18 protein-coding genes are annotated in these 20,340 nt (G+C 68.9%); 11 read left to right on the forward strand and 7 right to left on the reverse strand.

Translation table 11 applies throughout. The annotated features are described in order from the left end of the window. Positions 1-5: 5 nt before the first annotated feature. Together T336_RS0112205 and T336_RS0112210 are read right to left on the reverse strand one after the other, a co-directional pair. Entirely contained in the window at positions 6-1,451 is a 1,446-nt protein-coding gene (locus T336_RS0112205; protein ID WP_026432752.1) for a sensor histidine kinase, read from the reverse strand. Beyond that, positions 1,448-2,161 (reverse strand): response regulator transcription factor, encoded by a 714-nt coding sequence (locus tag T336_RS0112210; RefSeq protein ID WP_026432753.1) that lies wholly within the window; start codon positions 2,159-2,161, stop codon positions 1,448-1,450. Before T336_RS0112210 ends, T336_RS0112205 begins: the two co-directional genes overlap by 4 nt. 159 nt (positions 2,162-2,320) lie before the next feature. Between T336_RS0112210 and T336_RS0112215 the strand changes: the two genes are divergently transcribed. From T336_RS0112215 to T336_RS26070, 5 genes are all read left to right on the forward strand, one after another. Next, positions 2,321-3,706: a TolC family protein gene (locus T336_RS0112215; protein ID WP_026432754.1), complete on the forward strand. Its 1,386-nt coding sequence runs from the start codon at positions 2,321-2,323 to the stop codon at positions 3,704-3,706. A 72-nt stretch (positions 3,707-3,778) separates the two neighbouring features. After that, positions 3,779-4,990 (forward strand): efflux RND transporter periplasmic adaptor subunit, encoded by a 1,212-nt coding sequence (locus T336_RS0112220; RefSeq protein ID WP_026432755.1) that lies wholly within the window; start codon positions 3,779-3,781, stop codon positions 4,988-4,990. Beyond that, the gene (locus T336_RS0112225; RefSeq protein ID WP_026432756.1) at positions 4,987-8,070 is read left to right on the forward strand and encodes an efflux RND transporter permease subunit; all 3,084 of its coding nucleotides are present in this window, start codon (positions 4,987-4,989) and stop codon (positions 8,068-8,070) included. Before T336_RS0112220 ends, T336_RS0112225 begins: the two co-directional genes overlap by 4 nt. A 259-nt stretch (positions 8,071-8,329) precedes the next feature. Then, positions 8,330-9,070: a LysM peptidoglycan-binding domain-containing protein gene (locus T336_RS26065; RefSeq protein WP_084151416.1), complete on the forward strand. Its 741-nt coding sequence runs from the start codon at positions 8,330-8,332 to the stop codon at positions 9,068-9,070. Continuing rightward, positions 9,058-9,501: a lysozyme inhibitor LprI family protein gene (locus T336_RS26070; protein WP_084151417.1), complete on the forward strand. Its 444-nt coding sequence runs from the start codon at positions 9,058-9,060 to the stop codon at positions 9,499-9,501. Before T336_RS26065 ends, T336_RS26070 begins: the two co-directional genes overlap by 13 nt. A gap of 101 nt (positions 9,502-9,602) precedes the next feature. Here T336_RS26070 and T336_RS0112230 read toward each other — a convergent pair whose 3' ends face one another. Further along, a complete protein-coding gene (locus T336_RS0112230; RefSeq protein WP_026432757.1) occupies positions 9,603-11,267 on the reverse strand; it encodes a methyl-accepting chemotaxis protein in 1,665 nt (554 codons plus the stop codon). A 104-nt stretch (positions 11,268-11,371) separates the two neighbouring features. After that, a complete protein-coding gene (locus T336_RS0112235) occupies positions 11,372-13,678 on the reverse strand; it encodes a heavy metal translocating P-type ATPase (RefSeq protein WP_026432758.1) in 2,307 nt (768 codons plus the stop codon). A gap of 141 nt (positions 13,679-13,819) precedes the next feature. Between T336_RS0112235 and T336_RS0112240 the strand changes: the two genes are divergently transcribed. The 5 genes from T336_RS0112240 (at position 13,820) to T336_RS0112260 (ending at position 16,930) form a co-directional block, all read left to right on the forward strand. After that, positions 13,820-14,017 carry a heavy-metal-associated domain-containing protein gene (locus T336_RS0112240; protein ID WP_019700444.1) on the forward strand — a complete coding sequence of 66 codons (198 nt, stop codon included), beginning with the start codon at positions 13,820-13,822 and terminating at the stop codon, positions 14,015-14,017. After that, the gene (cueR, locus tag T336_RS0112245; RefSeq protein WP_026432759.1) at positions 14,014-14,499 is read left to right on the forward strand and encodes a Cu(I)-responsive transcriptional regulator; all 486 of its coding nucleotides are present in this window, start codon (positions 14,014-14,016) and stop codon (positions 14,497-14,499) included. The genes T336_RS0112240 and cueR overlap by 4 nt, the downstream gene beginning before the upstream one ends. Positions 14,500-14,774: 275 nt before the next feature. Continuing rightward, complete coding sequence (locus T336_RS0112250) at positions 14,775-15,965, forward strand: acetyl-CoA C-acyltransferase family protein (RefSeq protein WP_026432760.1); 1,191 nt, start codon at positions 14,775-14,777, stop codon at positions 15,963-15,965. A gap of 76 nt (positions 15,966-16,041) precedes the next feature. Beyond that, the gene (locus T336_RS0112255; RefSeq protein WP_026432761.1) at positions 16,042-16,434 is read left to right on the forward strand and encodes a BPSL0067 family protein; all 393 of its coding nucleotides are present in this window, start codon (positions 16,042-16,044) and stop codon (positions 16,432-16,434) included. 22 nt (positions 16,435-16,456) lie between these two features. Then, on the forward strand, positions 16,457-16,930 hold the full coding sequence (locus tag T336_RS0112260) for an STY0301 family protein (RefSeq protein ID WP_051647158.1): 474 nt from the start codon (positions 16,457-16,459) through the stop codon (positions 16,928-16,930). A gap of 58 nt (positions 16,931-16,988) precedes the next feature. On the opposite strand, the gene T336_RS0112265 is transcribed toward T336_RS0112260, so the two are convergent. After that, positions 16,989-17,237, reverse strand: coding sequence for a DUF3297 family protein (locus tag T336_RS0112265; protein WP_019700438.1), 249 nt, complete (start codon positions 17,235-17,237; stop codon positions 16,989-16,991). 140 nt (positions 17,238-17,377) lie between these two features. Here T336_RS0112265 and T336_RS0112270 point away from each other — a divergent pair, with 140 nt between their 5' ends. Then, positions 17,378-17,848, forward strand: coding sequence for a hypothetical protein (locus tag T336_RS0112270; protein WP_019700437.1), 471 nt, complete (start codon positions 17,378-17,380; stop codon positions 17,846-17,848). Positions 17,849-17,944: 96 nt separating this feature from the next. On the opposite strand, the gene T336_RS0112275 is transcribed toward T336_RS0112270, so the two are convergent. Together T336_RS0112275 and T336_RS0112280 are read right to left on the reverse strand one after the other, a co-directional pair. Continuing rightward, the gene (locus tag T336_RS0112275) at positions 17,945-19,198 is read right to left on the reverse strand and encodes a nucleoside recognition domain-containing protein (protein ID WP_026432763.1); all 1,254 of its coding nucleotides are present in this window, start codon (positions 19,196-19,198) and stop codon (positions 17,945-17,947) included. Between the two features lie 50 nt (positions 19,199-19,248). After that, positions 19,249-20,244 (reverse strand): recombination-associated protein RdgC, encoded by a 996-nt coding sequence (locus tag T336_RS0112280; protein WP_026432764.1) that lies wholly within the window; start codon positions 20,242-20,244, stop codon positions 19,249-19,251. Positions 20,245-20,340 lie beyond the last annotated feature (96 nt).

A 20,340-nucleotide genomic window follows, 5' to 3' on the forward strand; every position in this document is an offset into this window, starting at 1 on the left:
CGGCCTCAGGCCGGCGCCAGCGGCGCGAACACCAGCCCCACCCGCAACCCTTGCCCGTCCGGGCCCGTGCCCAGCACCAGGCGCGCGCCCAGCAGCTCCGCATAGCGCGCCACGATGGCCAGGCCCAGTCCCGCGCCCTGCCCCAGGCGCTCGCCCTCGCGGCCCTGGGCCCAGCGCTGCATCAGGTCGGTGCGCAACCCTTGGGGGATGCCGGGGCCGTTGTCCACCACCGACAGCACGACCTCCCCGGCCCCGTTCTCCGCCCGCTCCTGCGCGATTTCCACGGTAATGCGCGGGGTGACACCTTCCTGCACCGGGCGACCGTAGCGCAGCGCGTTGTCGATCAGGTTGCCCAGCACCCCCTCGACCAGCACGGTCTGCCCCTGCACCACCACGGGCTGGTCCAGCCCCCGAGCGCCCAGGTCCACGCCCGCCGCGTCGGCGCGCGGCAGGAAGCGCAGCACGGCATCCCGCGCCAGATCGTCCAGCGCCACGGGCTGCCGCGGCATGGCGCCGCGCACCTCGTCGGCCAGTGCCAGCGCCAGCAACTGGTCCACCAGGTGGCTGGCGCGGGCCTCGCTGGCAGCCACGCCGGCAAGCTGCTCGTGCCACACGGCCGGGTCCTTGTGGGCCAGGCCATAGGCGGCGAGCGCCCGGATGCCCGCCAGCGGCGTGCGCAGCTCGTGCGCCACGTTGCCCGCGAACTCCCGCTGCGCCCGCACGCCCTCGGCCACGCGGGCCAGCAGGCCGTTCACGGCGGCGCCCAGATGCTGCAGATCGCGCGTGGAGGCCTGCACCGGCACCGGCTCGAGGCCCCGCGCATCGCGGCCCGCCAGTTCCTCCTGGAAGGCCGCCAGGGGCTGCAGGTCCGCCTGGATGGCGCGCCGCAGCCAGAACGCCAGCGCGCCCAGCAGCAGCACCTGCGACACCACCGAATACAGCAGCACGCCGCGCAGCATGGCACTGCGCGCATGCACCGTCTGCGCGGTGATGACCTCGAAGGCCTGCGGCTCGCTCACCCGCACCCGCACGGCCCGCAGCGCCCGCCCGCGGTAGCTGATGTCGGAAAAGCGATAGGTCTCGTCGCGCGGCGGCGGCACGGGCAGGCTGGCATTGCCCGAGAGCATCGTCCCGTCGGGCAGCAGCACGGCGAAATACACCGTCTCCACCTGGTCGAACAGCACCGACTTGAGTTCGCGCGAACTGAGCGCCAGGTCCAGCGCCCCGCCCTTGATCCGCACGTTGGCCGCGATGGCATAGGCATCGTCCAGCAGCGCCCGGTCGAAGGCGCGCTGGGTGAAGCCGTTGGCCACCAGCACCGAAATGGCCGTGCCCGCGAACCAGGTGAGCGCCAGCGGCACCAGCACATGGCGCAGCAGGCGCGCACGCAGCGAGGGGGGCGCGGGTGCAGGCCTCTGCGGCAGGGGTGCGGCAGGCACGTCGCCGCTCATGCATCCCCTTCCGCCGCCGGGGCGTCGGCCGCCTCCAGCATGTAGCCCAGTCCGCGCAGCGTGCGGATGCCGGCGCCGCTGCCCTGCAGCTTCTTGCGCAGGCGCGAAATGAAGGCTTCCAGCGCGTTGTCGCCCAGCATGTCGTCGAAGCCGGACAGCTTGTCCGACAGGCTGCGCTTGCTCACCACCCGCCCGGGCGGGGTCATCAGCTCCCACAGCACCTCGAACTCCCGTGCAGGCAGTTCGAAGGGCTGGCCATGCAGGGTGAAGCGGCGCGCCCGCCGGTCCAGCACCAGCGTGCCGGCGCTGGTGCGGTCGTCCGTGCCCTGCGTGCGGCGCACCAGGGCGCGCAGCCGGGCCTCCACCTCGGCCAGGTCGAAGGGCTTGCCCAGGTAGTCGTCGGCCCCCGCATCCAGGCCGGCGATGCGCTCCTCGGTGCGGTCGCGGGCGGTGAGCACCAGCACCGGGGTGCGGTCGCCCCGTGCGCGGGCGGCACGCAGCACCGCCAGGCCGCTGCCCACCGGGCTGGCCTGGGCGGCGTCCTGCGGCAGGTTCAGGTCCAGCAGCACCGCATCGAAGGGCTGCACCTTCCAGAAATGGTCGGCTTCGGCCAGCGTGGCGGCCACGTCCACGCGGTGGCCGGCGTCGGCCAGGCTGCGCTGCATCACGCCGCGCAGCACGGCATCGTCTTCGACTACGAGTATCCGCATGGGCCCTGCACCAGAAAAGGAAAGAAAAAAAGAAAGGGGAAAAGCCGGGGCCGGTCGTCGGACCGCACCGTGGCGCACAAGCCGCATTGTGTCGTGCCCCGGGCCCCGGCGGCACGGCAGGTCAGGCCGTGGTCAGGCTCGCACGCCGATAAACAGGGCATGCGTTCCAACCTCCCCTCCCTTTCCCTGCGCAGCGGCACCGCGCTGCGGATCGCGGCCGGCCTCCTGGCCTGCGGCAGCGCCTGGCTAGCCGGTCCGCACCCCGCCCATGCCCAGGCCACGGCGGCCATGCCCGCACCCTCGCAGCCCGTCCCTGCGCCCGCCATGGCAGCCGCCCCGCGCGGCACTGGCTGGACGCTGTCCCAGGCCCTGGCCGCCGCACGCGACAACAGCGAAGTCAACCAGGCCCGGCAGGAACTGGCCGGCGCGCGCGCCGACGTGCTCAGCGCCGACCATGCGCCCCTGCCCTCCCTGACCACCAAGGCCAGCTCCATCGACCTGCAGCACGGTCCCGGGCCGGGCAACGTGTTCACGCGCAAGCGCATCGACAAGTCCGTCGGCATCGACTGGACCTGGGAGCGCGGCGACAAGCGTGCATTGCGCAAGAAGGCGGCCGAGAGCACGGCCAACGCCGCGGAAGCCGACGTGGAAGACACGCAGGTCCAGCAGCTGCAGGCGGCCCTGGGTGCCTACTACGACCTGCTGGCCGCGCAGGACCGCCTTGCCGAGGTCGCGGCCATCGAGCGCAGCCTGGGCGACGTGGCCGGCATGGCGGACCGCCGCGTGAAGGCTGGCGATCTCTCGGTGCAGGACGCCTCGCGCACCCGCATCGAGGCCGAGCGCGCCCGGGCCGACACCCGTGCGGCCGAGCAGGCCCGCGACGACGCCGCGCTGGCGCTGGCCCAGGTCACGGGCAGCACCGGCAGCCGCCTGCAGGCCGTGGACACGCCCTGGCCGGCCCTGGCCGGCGACCCGCCCGCCACCGACACCGATCTGGCCGCCTGGGCCGAAACCCGCGCCGACGTGCGCGCCGCCCTGGCCCGTGCACAGGCGGCCCAGGCCGCTCTGGACGGCGCCAACGCGCTGCGCAAGTCCGACTGGACGGTGGGCGCCTCCATCGACCATTTCCCCGGCACCTCCACCCGCCAGGTCGAACTGCGCGTGCAGATCCCGCTGCAATGGGGCTACCAGTACCAGGGCGAGATCGGCCGCGCCCAGGCCGACTACGCCAAGGCGCAGGACGCGCTGGACAACACGCGCCGGCTGGCCCTGCTGGACTTGCAGCGCCTGCGCCAGACGCAGGAGAGCGCCGCCCGCCGTGCAGCCGACTACGACCAGGGCGTGCTGCCCCGCGCACGCCAGGTGGCCGACAGCGCCGAACTGGCCTACCGCAAGGGCGCCATCGCCCTCACCGACCTGCTGGATGCCCAGCGCACGCTGCGCGCCACGCTGCTGGACGCGCTGGCCGCCCGCGCCGACTACGCCAAGGCACGCGGCGCCTGGCTGCTGCGCACCCGCCCGCAGTTGCTCACCGGCGCGCCCTGACCCCGGCCTGAACGCCGCGCCACCGCACTGCCCTCCCGCCTTCCACCGCATTCCTTTCCGGACCTCCCGACCATGATGGCTCCCCTCTTCTCCCTTCCCGCGCGGCGCACTTCCGCGCGTGGCCTGCTGGCCTTGGCCGCGCTCGGCGCCGCCTGCGCGCTGCTGCCCGGCTGCGGCAAGTCCGGCGCGGAAACCGCCGCCACGCCGCCCGAACCCGCCCCGCCCGTCATGCAGGCCGGCCAGCTGCGCTTTCCGTCCGGCCATCCGCAGCTCGCCCTGCTGGGCACCGTGGAGGCCCGTGCCGCCAAGGACGTGGCCGTGGACCTGCCCGCCCGCCTGGTCTGGAACGAAGAGCGCACCCAGCGCATCTACCCCGCCTTCGCCGGCCGCGTGACGGCCATCCAGGCCGACCTGGGCCAGTCGGTCAAGGCCGGCGCGCCACTCGCGCTGCTGGCCTCGCCCGACTTCGGCCAGGCCCAGGCCGACACCGCCAAGGCCCAGGCCGGGCAGTCGCTGGCGCAGCAATCGCTCAAGCGCCAGCGCGAGCTGTTCGAGGCCGGCATCATCGCCCGCAAGGACCTGGAGCAGGCCGAGGCCGACGCCGCCGGAGCCCAGGCCGAAGTGGCCCGCGCGGCGGCCCGCACGCGCCTCTACGGCAGCGCCAGCGGCGTGAACCAGCAACTGGCCCTCTCCACCGGCATCGGCGGCGTGGTGGTCGAGCGCAACCTCAACCCCGGCCAGGAAGTGCGGCCCGACCAGTCCGGCCCGGCGCTCTTCGTGGTGACCGACCCGACCTCCCTCTGGGTGCAGATCGACGCGCGCGAAACCGACCTCTCCTCGCTGCGCCCCGGCGACCCGATCACGCTGCAGGTGCCGGCCTACCCCGGCGCCACCTTCACCGGCAAGGTCACGGCCACGGCCGATGCGATCGATCCCGGCACACGCACGATCAAGGTGCGGGGCGTGGTGCCCAACGCCGACCGCCGCCTGAAGGCCGAGATGCTGGCCACCGCCCGCGTGCAGGAAAGCCGCGCCGGCGGCGTGGTGGTGCCTGCCAGCGCCATCGTGCTGGACGGCACGCAGCACATGGTCTTCGTGCGCCGCGAGTCCGGCGTGTTCGAGCCGCGCAAGGTCGAACTGGCCCATGAAGGCCCGGCCGAGGTGCTCGTTGCCACCGGCCTGCAGCCCGGCGAAGCCGTGGTGAACCAGAACGCGCTGCTGCTGGCGCGCCAGTTCCAGTCCATGGCCGAAGACGCCGCCACCGCGAAGAAAGAGACCCCATGAAGCGTCTCATCCACTACGCGCTGCACCAGCCCCTGTTCATCGTCCTGGGCGTGCTGCTGTTCGCGCTCGCGGGCGTGATCGCCTTCAAGAACCTGTCGGTGGAAGCGTTCCCGGACGTGACCGACACCCAGGTCACCGTGATCGCGCTCTTCCCCGGCCGCGCGCCGGAAGAAGTCGAAAAGCAGGTCACGCTGCCCATCGAGACCGCGCTGGCCGGCCTGCCCAACTCCATCCGCGTGTTCTCGCACACGCAGTTCGGGCTCTCGTTCACCGTGGTCACGTACGACGACGCGGCCAACGTGAACATCGTGCGCCAGCAGGTGGCAGAGCGGCTTTCGACCGTCGATCTGCCGCAGGGCGTGCAGGCCGAGATCGCGCCCAACGCCACGCCGGTGGGCGAGATCATGCGCTACCGCCTGAAGGGTGACGGCCTGACCACCACCGAGATCCGCACCATCGAGGACTGGACGGTGGAGCGCGCACTGCGCCAGGTGCCCGGCGTGGCCGACGTGGTGGCCATGGGCGGCGCCATCAAGCAATACGAAGTGCAGCCCGACATGGACAAGCTGCGCGCGTACAAGGTGAGCTTCCAGAACCTGCTGGACGTGCTGGGCCGCGGCAACGCCAATGCCGGCGGCAGCTACGTGGCCCAGGGCGCGCAGCAGTACACCATCCGCGGACTGGGCCTGCTGCGCTCGGCCGAGGACATCGGCCGCATCGTCGTCGCATCCCGCGGCGGCACGCCCGTGCTGATCCGCGACATCGCCCAGGTGCGCATCGGCGCCGTGCCGCAGCTCGGCGTGGTGGGCCAGGACCAGGACGACGACATCGTCACCGGCATCGTGGTGATGCGCAAAGGCGAGAACCCGAGCGTGGTGCTCAAGGGCGTGAAGGACAAGATCGCCCAGCTGAACCAGCGCGGCCTGCCGCCGGGCGTGCAGATCGTGCCGTTCTACGACCGCACCTGGCTGATGGACAAGACCCTCACCACCGTCTTCCACAACCTGGTGGAAGGCGCGCTGCTGGTCTCGCTGGTGCTCTACATCTTCCTGTCGAACCTGCGCGCCAGCCTGGCCGTGGTGGTCATCATCCCGCTCGCCCTGCTCTCCACCTTCATGGGCCTGAAGATCATGGGCGTGCCGGCCAACCTGCTGAGCCTGGGCGCGATGGACTTCGGCATCATCGTGGACGGTGCGGTGATCGTGATCGAGAACATCATGCACCGCCTGGCCGAGCGCGGCGAGGACATGGACGACCGCGACCGGCGCGACACCATCATCGAGGCCGCGGGCGAGGTCGGCCGGCCCACGCTGTTCTCGATGCTCATCATCATCGCGGCGCACATCCCCATCTTCGCGCTGCAGCGCCACGAGGGCCGCATCTTCCAGCCCATGGCGCTGTCGGTGACCACCGCCCTCATCGGCTCGCTGATCTTCTCGCTCACCCTGGTGCCGCTGCTGGCCTACTGGCTGCTGCGCCGCAAGCTGCCGCACGGCGACAACCGCGTGGTCACGCGCGCCAAGAGCCTCTACGCGCCGGTACTGGACTGGGCACTGGAGCGCCGCCGCACGGTGGTCATCATCGCGCTGGCCGTGTTCGGCGTGGCCATGGTGGCGGCCGCGCGCCTGGGTTCGGAATTCCTGCCGGAACTCGACGAAGGCACGACCTGGGTGAACTTCAGCCTCTCGCCCAATGTCTCCACCGCCGAGGCCTCGCGCATCCTGCGCATGGCGCGCAAGGCGCTGCTCTCGGTGCCCGAGGTGCGCACCACCGTCTCCAAGGCCGGCCAGCCCGAGGACGGCACCGATCCCAAGACCATCTCCATGGCCGAGATCTTCGTGGACATGAAGCCCGAGGACCAGTGGCGCCCCGGCATGACGCGCGCGAAGATCACCGAGGAAATGGGTCGTGCCCTGTCTGCCATCCCCGGCATCGACCCGGCGTTCTCGCAGCCCATCCGCGACAACGTGCTCGAATCGATCTCGCAGATCAAGGGCCAGATCGTGATCAAGCTGGCCGGCGACGACCTGGTGGAGATGAAGCGCATCACGGAAGAGATCGCCCGCGAGGTCAAGCAGGTGCAGGGCGTGGCCCGTGCCGAGATCGACCGCGAAGGCCAGGTGCCGCAGCTGCTGATCGACATCGACCGCGACCGCGCCGCGCGCTACGGCCTGAACGTGAGCGACATCCAGGACGTGATCGAGGCCGCCCTGGCCGGCAAGGCAGCCACCAACCTGTGGGAAGGCGAGCGCAAGTTCGCCGTGGCCGTGCGCCTGCCCTCGGACGAGCGCACCATCGCCAACCTGCCGCGCACGCCCATCGCCACGCCCGACGGCGGCTACGTGCAGCTGGGCGACGTCGCGAAGATCCGCGAAAGCTCGGGCGCCATGAACATCGCCCGCGAGGCCGGCCGCCGCACCACGGCCATCGGCATCTTCATCGCCGGGCGCGACATGGGCTCCGTCGTGGCCGACATGAAGGCCCGCGTGGAAAAGAACGTGAAGGTCCCCGACAACTACCAGGTCAACTGGTCGGGCGAGTTCGAGAACCAGGAACGCGCCATGAAGCGCCTCTCGGTGGTCGTGCCCATCTCGCTGCTGCTGATCTTCGTGCTGCTGTTCGACGCCTTCAAGTCGGTCAAGATGGCCTCGCTGATCCTGCTGAACGTGCCCCTGGCGCTCATCGGCGGCTTCGTGGCGCTCTGGGCTTTCGGTATCCCGCTCTCGGTGTCGGCCGCCATCGGCTTCATCGCGCTTTCGGGCCAGGCCGTGCTCAACGGCGTCGTGATGCTCTCGGTGTTCCAGCAACTGCAGGCCGGCGGCGCCAGCGTGGTCGAGGCCGTGCGCCAGGGCTCCATGCAGCGCCTGCGCACCGTGCTCATGACCGCCCTGCTCGCCATGCTCGGCCTGCTGCCCATGGCGCTGTCGCACGAGATCGGCTCGGAAACGCAGCGCCCCCTGGCCATCGTGGTGATCGGCGGGCTGGTGACGGCCACGCTGCTCACGCTGGTGGTGCTGCCGGCGCTGTATGTGGCGTGGTTCGGGCCGAAAAAGGGACAGGAGGCCGGCGTGCCGGCATAAGACCAGTCACTGGCATGGAAGGCCTGTCGCGCGGATGTGGCGTCCGCGGGGCAGGCCTTTTTTCTTGCCGGTGAACGTGGCTGTCAGGGGTAAGTCCCAGGCTCTGGCTGCCAGGGTCGGGCTTGGGTCTGCTCGCAGTTTATGAGATGCATGAATGGAAGTTACGTGATTTCAAGGCACGTTCACGTTATCTTCAACCCAGCACAGCGGTGCGAGTAGAGCAAACGTAAACCACGGCATAAGACGGAGAGGGGCTTTGATGGCAGAGCAAGGACGCAAGAAGACGGGATTCGAGAAGTGGCAAGAGGGCATCGACAAAGCTGTCCAGGATGTTCGCTGGAACGACTGGGATTGCGAGATCCAGCTGGCCGTCAATGAATACAACCAACACCTTTCCGGTGTGGCAGGCTATATACCCTTGGATTGGTATTTAATCAAATCGATGGTTTGGGTAGAAACTGGTGCAAACAGCCCCGAATGGAAAATCAAACCAATGCAGATCGGTGTCGCTGGAGACCCTGGAATGGCCTCGCTTCTCAGTGGGGATGAAGGCGGTGATTTGATATTGCCACCCAACTGGAAATCTAAATTGACATCAAATACGGTCAGAGCAATTCCTCAATATAATCTACGTGCAGGAATAGGTTATTTGCTGATGAAGATGGGAAATTACGAATACCGCAACCTGACGAGTTCAGATGAAAAATACTACGAAGTTGTCGTCAAGCCGGGAGACAGCTTCGAGAAGATCGCAAGAAAAAATGGCAGCACGGTGGAGACAATACAAAAATTGAATCCAAACATCCTGCTCCTGCGACCCGGACAAGTGCTGAAATACCAGAAATCATCAATCCAGAGAACCATAAAAAGCTGGCGGACTTTATCAACTCAGATGGTGGCACAACGATATAACGGCGGTGGTGATCCCTATTACGCAAGAAAACTCGACTACGTGTTACCATTGCTGCGCAAAGGAAAGGCTGCGATATGCGAAAAATAGTTCTCAGGACGATATCTTCGGCAAGCTTCCTTTTCGCATCATTTATTGCGGCGTCACCTACGCATGCCACAGAAGAGCGCGCTCTACGTGAGGAATGCAGTGCATTCTCCCAAGCTGGAATGCGTGACTGCCTTTCAAAAAAAGCCTCAGACAGTCAAGTTGAATTGCAACAGGCAACAAAAAATGCAGTTAGCGCTTTGTCGAAGTGGGATGAAGATGCCAAATATTCCAGCCGAGCCAAGGCCGATTTGGCTGCATCCGATAAGGATTTCGATAAATACCGCGATACACACTGCAAATTCAAGGCTTCTCTGAGCGGAGGGGGTGCCGGTAATTCTCACGAAATCCTGCGTTTGGCGTGCATTACGGAACTCAACAGCACCCGGGCCCGCCAGCTGCGCGACGCGGTAGCAGACCTGCCTCTGAAATAGTCGAGTTCAGCACGCCCTGAAAGACCGCCTGGGAATCGGAAAAACCGTCCCGTCCGGCGGGCTGGGGCGAAGAACAGAACTGCTCCCGCCCCGCCTTGCAATCAAGCCGACAGCAACGCCGTCCTGCCACCCGCCGGCAGCGCCGCCGCATCGCCATAGGCGCCGGAACCGGGTACCGCCGTGGCATGGCGCGCCACCGCGGCATCGTCCAGATGGAACTGCTGCACCACCTGCGACAGCCGCGCGGCCTGCTCGCGCAGCGATTCCGCGGCGGCGGCGGACTGCTCCACCAGCGCGGCGTTCTGCTGGGTCATGCGGTCGATCTCGCCCACGGAGCCGTTGACCTGTCCGATGCCGGAAGACTGCTCGGCGGCGGCGGAGTTGATCTCGCCGATGATGTCCGAGACGCGCTGCACGCTCTCCACGATCTCCTTCATGGCGGAGCCCGCATCCTCCACGTGGCGCACACCGCCGTTCACAGCGGCCACGCTGGAGCTGATGAGTCCCTTGATCTCGCTGGCCGCCTGGGCGCTGCGCTGCGCGAGGCTGCGGACCTCGCCGGCCACCACGGCGAAGCCACGGCCCTGCTCGCCGGCCCGCGCGGCCTCCACGGCCGCATTCAGCGCCAGGATGTTGGTCTGGAAGGCGATGGAGTCGATCAGCCCGATGATGTCGCCGATCTTGCGGCTGGAGGCCGAGATCTCGTGCATGCTGGCCACCGCCTGCTCCACCACGGCGCCGCCCCGCGTGGCGATGCCCGATGCGGAGGCGACGAGCTGGTTGGCCACCTGCGAGGAGGAGGCCGTCTGCTGCACCGTGGACGTGAGCTGCGACAGCGAGGCCACCGCCTCCTGCGCATTGCTGGCGGTCTGCTCCGTGCGCGAGGACAGGTCCTGGTTGCCCGAGGCGATCTCCTGGCTGGCCGTTGCGATACTCCCGCTCGCATCGCGCACCTGCGACACCAGCGCGCTCAGCCCCTCCTGCATGCCCTGCAGCGAGCGTTGCAGGTCGGCCACCTCGTCGCGGCCCTCCACGTGCATGCGCTGCGACAGGTCGCCGCCGGCGATGGCCTGGGCCATGCGGCGCGCTTCCACCAGCGGACGGCAGATGGAATTCATGTTCAGCAGCGTGAGCGGCACCACCACCACCACGGTGATCACCACCGCCAGCGCGAACAGCCACTTGGTCTGCTCGGACACGGTCTGCTGGCGTGCGGTCACCTCCGCCACTTCCTTGCGCAGCTCGCTGTCCAGCTGGGCGAGCAGCTTGTCGGCCTCGGCAAATTCCGCCACGGCCTTGGTGCTCATGCGGTTGGCGATGGTGGCGCTGTCATAGCCGCCGGCCTCGAGCTGGCGCGCGACGCTCGCGAACTGGGTGCGGTAGGCATCGAGCCGCTTCACGATGTCGGTGGCCAGCTGGTTGTCCTTGTCCTGCCCGCCGTCCTGGAAGCGCGCGGCGGCCTTCTTCGCACGGTCCAGGCTTTCCAGCCAGGCCGCGTGCGATTTCTGCACGCCCTCGGGCTTCTCGTACTGGATGATCATGTCCTTCTCGTGCTGGCGGATATTGCCCATCTCGCCGCGCAGCTCGGCCATGGCGCTGACTTCCGAGAAGGAATGGCCGATGAACTCCTCGCTCATCGCGTGGATGCGGAACATGCCCAGCATGCCCGCACCGCCCAGCAGGCCCAGCAGACACAGTACGACGCCGATGGCCCCGAGCATGCGGACACGGATGGTGAACCCGCGCATGAGCGAATCGAATTTCATGATTGCCTTCCTCTAATCCCCCCAGCACGTCGATGCGGGCCGGCTATGAATGAAACAAAACGTAGCAAAGCGATCACCGAGCGTAACCGAAGCAATTGCAATTCTCAAAGACGCCAGCGCTTCAACAGCAAGGCATTTGCCAGCACGCTCACCGAACTGAGCGCCATGGCCGCCCCCGCCACCACCGGGCTGAGGTAGCCCAGCGCGGCCAGCGGAATGCCCGCAGCGTTGTACACGAACGCCCAGAAGAGGTTCTGCCTGATCTTGACCACCGTGCGCCGGGATATGTCGATGGCGGCCGCCACCAGCGCCGGATCCCCACGCATGAGCGTGATGCCGGCCGCATGCATGGCCACGTCGGTGCCGTTGCCCATGGCAATGCCCACGTCGGCCGCCGCCAGCGCGGGCGCGTCATTCACCCCGTCTCCCACCATGGCCACGACATGCCGGCCCGGCCCTTGCGGAGCCTGCCCACCGCCGCGTTGGAGTTGCGCCACGCGCTCGGCCTTGCCACCCGGCAGCACCTCGGCCACGACCTCGCCCGCTTCAGGACGCAGGCCCAGTTGCCGCGCCATCGCCTCGGCCGCCCCGCGGTTGTCGCCCGACACCATGACCACCCGCAGCCCCCGCGACCGCAAAACCTCGATCGCCGCCGCCGCACCGGGCTTGGGATCGTCCCCGAACGCCAGCACGGCACGCACGGCGTGCCCGCCCTCCGGCAATTCCTCAGCCAGCGCGGATACCGTGGCACCGCCCTCCTGCAGCGCACGCGCGCGCTCGGCCAGCGGTTGGGGCACCACGGCGCCCAGCGCGGCCATCCAGCGCAGGCTGCCCATGCGCCACAGTGCGCCCCCGGTCCGGCCCTCCACGCCCTGGCCCGGCACCGCACCCGCGGCTTCGGCGGCCCCAGGCAACGCCAGGCCCCGCTCGCGCGCGGCCTGCAGCGTGGCATGCGCCAGCGGGTGCCCGCTGCCCGCCTGCAGCGCAGCCGCGGTCACCAGCAGCCCCTGCGCGTCCTGTCCGGGCGCCGCATCGAACGCCTGCAGGCGGGGACGGCCCAGCGTCAGGGTGCCCGTCTTGTCGAAGGCGACGGTGTCCACGCCGTGCGCCGCCTCGAGTGCCTCCGCATCCTTGATGAGGATGCCGTGCCGCGCGGCCACGCCCGTGCCCGCCATGATCGCGGCCGGCGTGGCCAGACCCAGCGCGCAGGGGCAGGCGATCACCAGCACGGCCACGGCGTGGATCAGCGCGGCCTCCAGGCCTGCGCCCCAGGCCAGCCAGCCCAGCAGCGTGCACAGCGCCAGCAACAGGACTGCCGGCACGAACACGGCAGAGACGCGGTCCACCAGCCGCTGGATCGGGGCCTTGGCGGCCTGCGCGTCCTCCACCAGCCGGATGATGCGCGCCAGTACCGTCTCAGCGCCCACGGCCGTCACCCGCACCACCACGCGGCCATCGCCGTTCACGGATCCGCCCGTCACCGGGTCGTCCGGGCCTCGCGCCACCGGCAGCGGCTCGCCGGTCAGCATGGATTCGTCCACCTGCGTGTGTCCTTCGAGCACCGTGCCGTCCACCGGCAGGCGTTCGCCAGGGCGCACGGCGATGCGGTCCCCTGCCATCAGCTCGGCCACGGGCACGTCCACCTCACCGTCCGGACCGATCCAGTGCGCGGCGTCCGGCCGCAGCGCATGCAGCGCGCGGATCGCCGCCGTGGTCTGCCGCTTGGCGCGCGCCTCCAGCCACTTGCCCAGCAGCACCAGGGTGATGACCACGGCCGACGCCTCGAAGTACAGGTGCGGCGCATGCCCCGCCCCATGCCCGGACGCAAGCCAGAGCCACAGCGACAGCCCGTAGGCCGCGCTGGTGCCGATGGCCACGAGCAGGTCCATGTTGCCGGCGCGCGCACGCAGCGCATGCCAGCCCGCCCGGTAGAAGCGCGCGCCCAGCACGAACTGCACGGGCGTGGCCAGCAGCCACTGCAGCCAGGCCGGCGGCATCCAGTCCCGCCCCGCCAGGCCGCCGAGCATGGGCAGCACCAGCGGCAGCGACAGCGCGATGCCCGCCGCCACCGGTGCGAAGCCGGCCCAGGGCGAGGCCGCATCCGGCGGCTCCGGTGCATCCGCCGCGCGCGGTTCGTAGCCCGCATGGCGCACGGCGCGGCGCAGCAGCCCGTCCATGGAGGCCGGCGCTCCGTCCGGCGCGGCGGCATAGACCACGTGCGCGCGCTCGGTGGCCAGGTTGACCTCGGCGCTGCGCACGCCCGGCACCTTGCGCAGTGCGCGCTCCACGCGGCCCGAACAGCTCGCGCAGGTCATGCCGCCGATGCCCAGGTCCAGGGACCGATCCACCAGCGCGGACGTGGTGGCCGGAGTGGAAGTCGGGACGGAGGAAGAATCGGGGGAAGCATCCATGCTGGCACCTTAACCCCTGACATCATGGCAAGGTCAAGGCCCGCGCCACATCCGGCCGGTGCTTGACTCTGCCACCATGTCAGGCTTCAAGATACCGACATCCATCCGTTCATTTCACCGATTCTCGAAAAGGAGACCACCATGCAACATAGCTTCCAGGTCCAAGGCATGACCTGCGGCCACTGCGAACGCGCCGTCGTCCACGCCGTGCGCGGCGTCGACACCGACGCCACCGTGCAGGTGGACCTGCCCACCGGCCGCGTCGTGGTGGAAAGCGACAGCCCCCGCGAGGCGCTGGCCGCCGCCATCACCGAAGAGGGCTACACCGTCGCCGCATGAGCGCGGCACCGAAGCGACGCCGCGCCGGGCGCACGAACCCGCCATCCGGCACGGCACAGGAATCCCCGGCCACGGCAGCGGCCGGTCCCGTGCCCATCGGCACGGCTGCCGCGCGGGCGGGCGTCTCGCAGCGCATGGTCCGCCACTACGAAGCACTCGGCCTGCTGCGGGACGTGGCGCGCACGGACAGCGGCTACCGCCAGTACACCGAAGCGGATGTCCACACCCTGCGCTTCATCCGCCGCGCGCGCGACCTGGGCTTCTCCATGGAAGAGATCGCCACCCTGCTCGGCCTCTGGCAGGACCAGCGCCGCGCCAGCCGCGAGGTCAAACGCATCGCCCAGGCCCACATCGACGACCTGGGCCGCCGCATCGCCGCCATGCAGGCCATGCAGCGCTCGCTGCAGCAGCTGGTGGGCTGCTGCCAGGGGGATGGGCGGCCGGATTGTCCGATCCTGGATGACCTGGCGGGGAGCGGCTGAAGCGCAAAGCAGAGCAGGCAGGCTTTGATCCAGAGAGGTATGGAACATCTACCTCCAAAATTTATCCTTTCAAGTCAACTACTTATAAAACCCGTAAGGTTTAAGAGTTTCGCTCGTCCCAAGGTCCTTACGTCCAATGCGATGACGCCTTGGCGCCACTGCGTGCGAGACCACAGACCTACGATGGCGGCATAGATCGCTGTTCAGAACCTGATGGCAACACGCCTCTGGGCATTCGATCTTTCCGCTTTTCTTTCTTCGAAGGACCACCAGCCATGCCTCCACGCGACATCCTCATCGCCTCCATCGCCCGCACCGCTATCGGCACCTTCGGCGGCTCGCTCAAGGACATCCCCAACACCCAGCTCGCCACCACGGCCGTGCGCGCGGCCATCGAGCGCAGCGGCATCGCGGCCGATGCAGTCGGCCACGTGGTGATGGGCAACGTGATCCCCACCGACACGAAGGACGCCTACCTCGCGCGCGTGGCGGCCATCGACGCGGGCTGCCCGGTGGAGACGCCGGCCTTCAACGTCAACCGCCTCTGCGGCTCGGGCCTGCAGGCCATCGTGTCGGCGGCGCAGGCCATCGCGCTGGGCGACTGCGACGTGGCCATCGGCGGCGGCAGCGAATCGATGAGCCGGGGCCCCTATTTCGACACCGCTGCCCGCTGGGGCGCGCGCATGGGCGACGCCAGGAGCATCGACTACATGCTGGGCATCCTGCACGACCCCTGGCAGAAGATGCACATGGGCATCACCGCCGAGAACGTGGCCGAGCGCTACCGCATCGGCCGCGAGGCGCAGGACCGGCTGGCCTTCGAAAGCCAGCGCCGCGCCGCCGCCGCCATCGAAGCCGGCCATTTCAAGGAGCAGATCGTTCCGGTGGAAATCCCCGGCCGCAAGGGCACGACCACGCTGTTCGACACCGACGAGCACGTCCGTGGCGGCACCACGGTGGAGGTGCTGGCCGGCATGAAGCCCGCGTTCAGGAAGGACGGCGGCACGGTCACGGCGGGCAACGCCTCGGGCATCAACGACGGCGCAGCCGCCGTGGTGCTGGTGGCGGGCGACCGCGCGGCCGCATTGGGCGCCAGGCCGCTGGCGCGCCTGGTCGGCTATGCGCACGCCGGCGTAGACCCGGCCTACATGGGCATCGGCCCGGTGCCCGCCACGCGCGCGGTGCTGCAGCGCACGGGTCTGTCGGTGCAGGACATGGACGTGATCGAGGCCAACGAAGCCTTCGCCGCCCAGGCCTGCGCCGTGATCCAGGAACTGGGCCTGGACCCGGCGAAGGTGAACCCGAACGGCTCGGGCATCTCCCTGGGGCACCCGGTGGGCGCCACGGGCGCCATCATCACCGCCAAGGCCATCGCGGAACTGCACCGCACCCGGGGGCGCTACGCGCTGGTGACGATGTGCATCGGCGGCGGACAGGGCATCGCCGCCATCTTCGAACGTGTTTGAAACGATTGGAAACAGCGCCAGCAAACCGCACAAGGCCGACTAGGATCGCCTCCTTTGCGCGACCATCACACAACCGATGCCATACATCTACCAGAATGCCGCAGCGCTCGAGGGAACCGACAAGGTCGGCAGCAAGCACTGCGTTGCGCTCCTGCAGCACTACGCCCAACTGCCGCACACCAGCAACTGGAAGCAGGGCGAGACCGTGTTCGGCAATGCCGCCATCAAGAAAGGCACGGCCATCGCTACGTTCAACAGCGCCGGCAAGTACGGCAGCCTGCCCACCGGCAACCATGCGGCCTTCTTCATCTCGCAGGATGCCGGCGGCATCTGGATCATGGACCAGTGGCTGAGCGATACGCAAAAGCCCAAGGTGTCGATGCGCTACGTGCGTCCCAAGCCCCAGCGCAAGAACGGCGACTACACCGATCCCAGCAACAACGCCGCGGCGTATTCCGTCATCGAGTGAAGAGAACGAACCAGGCCTTTCCATGACTCCTTCTCCCGCACCCCGTTCCCAGGCCGGCCGGCCCCCCCTGCTGGCCCTCCTCCTCCTGGCAGCCACCGGCCTGCCCGGTGCGGCCATGGCCGCCTCCGCCACGCTGGAATGCCCGGCCACGGTCCAGCTCGACGCCCCCCGGGTCACCGCGTCCGGCCTGCCAGCCGGCACCGACATCGTGCTGGACACGCGGCCGCTGCGCCTGACGGGATACAACTTGTTCGACGGCCCGCCCGCGCAGGGAGCCGCCCTGGTCCCGCAGTCGGACAAGCCCGGCAAGGGCGGCTCCACCGCCATGTGGTCCTTCGAGGGCGACTACCCTCAGGGCAAGTTCCTGTCGTGCGACTACGCTGGTGGCACGGTGCGCCTGGCCCAGCGCGCGGACGATGCCGTGAAGCGCTGCACGGCCGTGTCGCGCACGTCCGGCAAGCCGGCCGTGCTGCAGGTACGGTTCCAATGCGAGTGACGTTACCGCCGCGCTGGCGGACCGCCAGCACATGAAATCCGCCGCCACGGCGGATTTTTCATTTGTAGAACGCTTCCACCGTTCCCTTGAGCGTGAGCAGCAGCGGACGGCCCTTGCGGTCCACCGTCTTGCCGGCCGGCACCTTGATCCAGCCCTCGCTCACGCAGTATTCCTCCACGTCGAAGCGCTCCTTGCCGTTGAAGCGGATGCCGATGTCGTGCTCGAATACGGCGGGCACGTGGAATTGGCTGCGCGGATCGATGGAAAGATGGTCGGGAAGTTCGGGGCGTTGCGCGGCGTCGGTCACGGGAAGCGTCCTGGAATCGTTCGGAAAAGAGAAAAGGAAAAGCCGGATTGTCCGGCAAATGCCGTAACCGCTGCGCATTCACTCGTTTCATATAGTTACAATCCCGCGCTTCCAACCCAACAGCAAGGAAGAGGGATTTCATGCAACGCATGGTTTTGGGGGCCGCGGCGGCCCTGGCACTGACGGGCTGCGCTTCGGTGATGAACGACACCACGCAACCGATGAAGATCGAGACCAGGAACGACAAGGGCGATCTCGTTTCTGGCGCCGAATGCAATGTCACCAACGACTACGGCACTACGGCGGTGAAGTCCGGCGTCACGTCGCAGGTGCGCCGTTCCGGCAAGGATCTGGACATCGTCTGCAAGGATCCCCAGCATCCCGACGCCATCGGCCGCGGCATCTCGCGCGCCAACGCCGGCCTGGCAGGCAACATCATCTTCGGCGGCGGCATCGGCGCCATCATCGACCACAACAAGGGCACCGCCTATACCTACCCCACCTGGGTGCAGTTGGTGTTCGGCCAGACGCTGGTGTTCGACCGTTCCGCCGAGAAGGAGGGTGCTCCCGTCATCGGCACCGCTCCGGCGGCAGTGGCCAAGGCCCCCTGACGACGGTTCCCGGACCTTCCGATCCGTCGCAGGCCGCGTCTTCCCGCCAGGGAGGCGCGGCTTTTTCTTCGGCTGCCGTGCGGCAGCCTTCCCCGTTCAGCGCAGCATCGCATACCCCACCGCGATCGCGGCGGCCAGCCCCACGGCATCGGCGAAGAGCGCGCAGGCCAGGGCATGTCGCGTGTGCTTCACGCCCACGCTGCCGAAGTACACCGCCAGCACGTAGAAGGTGGTCTCAGCAGAACCCTGCATGACCGCGGCGAGGCGCCCGGCGAACGAGTCCACGCCGTGCGCCTGCATCACGTCGATCATCAGCCCGCGCGCGCCCGCGCCGGACAGCACCCGCATCAACCCCACCGGCAGGGCCGGCAGGAAATCCGTGTTCCAGCCCAGCGCCGCCACGCCCGCGCCGACGGCCGCGAGCAGAGCATCCATGCAACCGGCCGCGCGGAAGACGCCGATGGCCACCAGGATCGCCACCAGGTAGGGAACGATCTGCACGGCCACGCCGAAGCCTTCCTTGGCGCCGTCGATGAAGGCTTCGTACACGTTGATGCGGCGCACCGCCCCGGCCAGGATGAAGAGCATCACGATGCCGAGGATCACCGCCGCGCCGATGGTGCCCGCGATGCGGGACGCCTGCTCGGCCGGCAGCCGGCCCAGCGCCCATACGGCCGCGCCCAGCAGCCCGGACACGGCCGCCAGCGGCAGCAGCAGCCGGGGGCGCCAGAGCGGCAGCCGCTGGCACAGACCCACGGCCAGCACGCCCGCGATCAGCGCGATGAAGGTGACCAGCAGTGTGGGCAGGAAGATGTCCGCCGCGTTGAAGCCGGCGCCCAGCCCCTGCTGCACGGCGACGCTCTGGCGGATCGCGATCACCGACGTGGGGATCAGCGTGAGCCCGGCCGTGTTCATGACCACGAACATGATCTGTGCATCGCTGGCCGTGTCGCGGGGGCCTGTCTGCAGCGACTGCAGCTCGCGCATGGCGGTGAGCCCCAGCGGCGTGGCCGCGTTGTCCAGGCCCAGCAGGTTGGCCGAGAAATTCATGGTCATCGCGCCCTGCGCCGGATGGCCCTGCGGCACCCCGGGAAAGAGGCGCCGCAGCAGCGGGCCGGCCGCGCGCGCGAGCAGCTCCACCATGCCGGCGCGCTCGCCCACGCGCATCAGTCCCAGCCAGAGCGCCATCACGCCGGCCAGGCCCAGGGAGATCTCGAAACCCGAGCGCGCGGCCGTGAACATTGCGGCCAGCAGCGCCTGGAAGACATCCGCGTCGCCCAGGGCCCAGCGCGCGGCGGCGGTCACGAACGCGATGGTGAAAAAGCCGATCCAGACCCAGTTGAGCGCCATGGGAGGCGATGGTAGCCGCGGCGCGCAGGCCCCCGGACCGTGCTGCCCGGTCAGAACGGTGCGTCGTCGTCCGCGTCCGCCGTGGCAGCGGCCGGTGCGGCAGCGACATCACCTGCCCCGGCCTTGCGCTCGCCCGGTGCCGGCGCCGGGCCGTCCAGGCCCGTACGGCCCTCGCCGCCCAGCGCCTCGATCAGGTCGGGAATCAGCTTGGAGAGTTCGCCCGTGGCGATCGCCACGTCGGTGTCGAAGCCCGAATCGTCCTGGCCGCGGCCCTCGAACACCGTGTCGAGGAACGACACCTTCTTGATCTGCAGGCCCTCGGTCAGCACGAAGGCGACGCGGTCGTCCCAGCTCATCGCGAGCTTGGTGGGCAGCTTGCCGGCGGCGATGTGCTCGCGGATCTCGTCGATGTCCAGCGGATGGCGTGCATAGCGGACCACGGCCTTGGATTCGTCGGCGCTCTTGAGCTCGCACTCGCGGTCCACGCTGAAGCCCACCGGCGGCTCCTGCTCCTTGAGCCAGTGGGCCATGGCCGCCTGCGGCGAGGTCTGCGTATCGAGCAGGGAGACCGACAGGCCCGGCAGCGCTTCCACCAGCAGCGAGACGACCTCGTCGGCCCGGCCCTGGCTGCCCGTGTCGAGCACCAGCAGGCGCGCCTCGGTGTCGATCCAGATCCACATCGAACCCTGCTTGGTGAAGGCCATCGGCAGCAGGTCGAGCTTGGCCTCTTCCTTGAGCTCGCGGGTTTCCTTCTTGCCCGGCTTGCGGCCGGTTTCGCGCTCGATGCGCGCGGCCTTGTCCTTGACCTTGCGCGCCAGGACCGAGCCCGGGAGCATCTTCGATTCGGTCATGAAGCGCAGGATCCACTGGCCGCCCACGGATTCGGCGAGCGCGCCGTGGGCCTCGCCCCGGGGCGGCACCCATCCGACGGATTTCTCCTGGGTGGCGCCGCATTCCGCGAACGGGGTGCGGGCCAGGGCTTCCTCGAGCTGGGGCAGTTCCGCATGCCACTCGGCGATGCGGTAGATGATCATGTTCTTGAACACGGAATTCCTTGTGTGCGATATCGCCCTGCGGTGGGCGCGCCGGCCGCGGTGCCGGCGAAAGGGCGCCATTGTCGTTGCTGCGCGCCCCGGCGGGGT

The sequence above is a fragment of the Paracidovorax oryzae ATCC 19882 genome (genome assembly GCF_000687165.1).
GTDB classification, from domain to species: domain Bacteria; phylum Pseudomonadota; class Gammaproteobacteria; order Burkholderiales; family Burkholderiaceae_C; genus Paracidovorax; species Paracidovorax oryzae.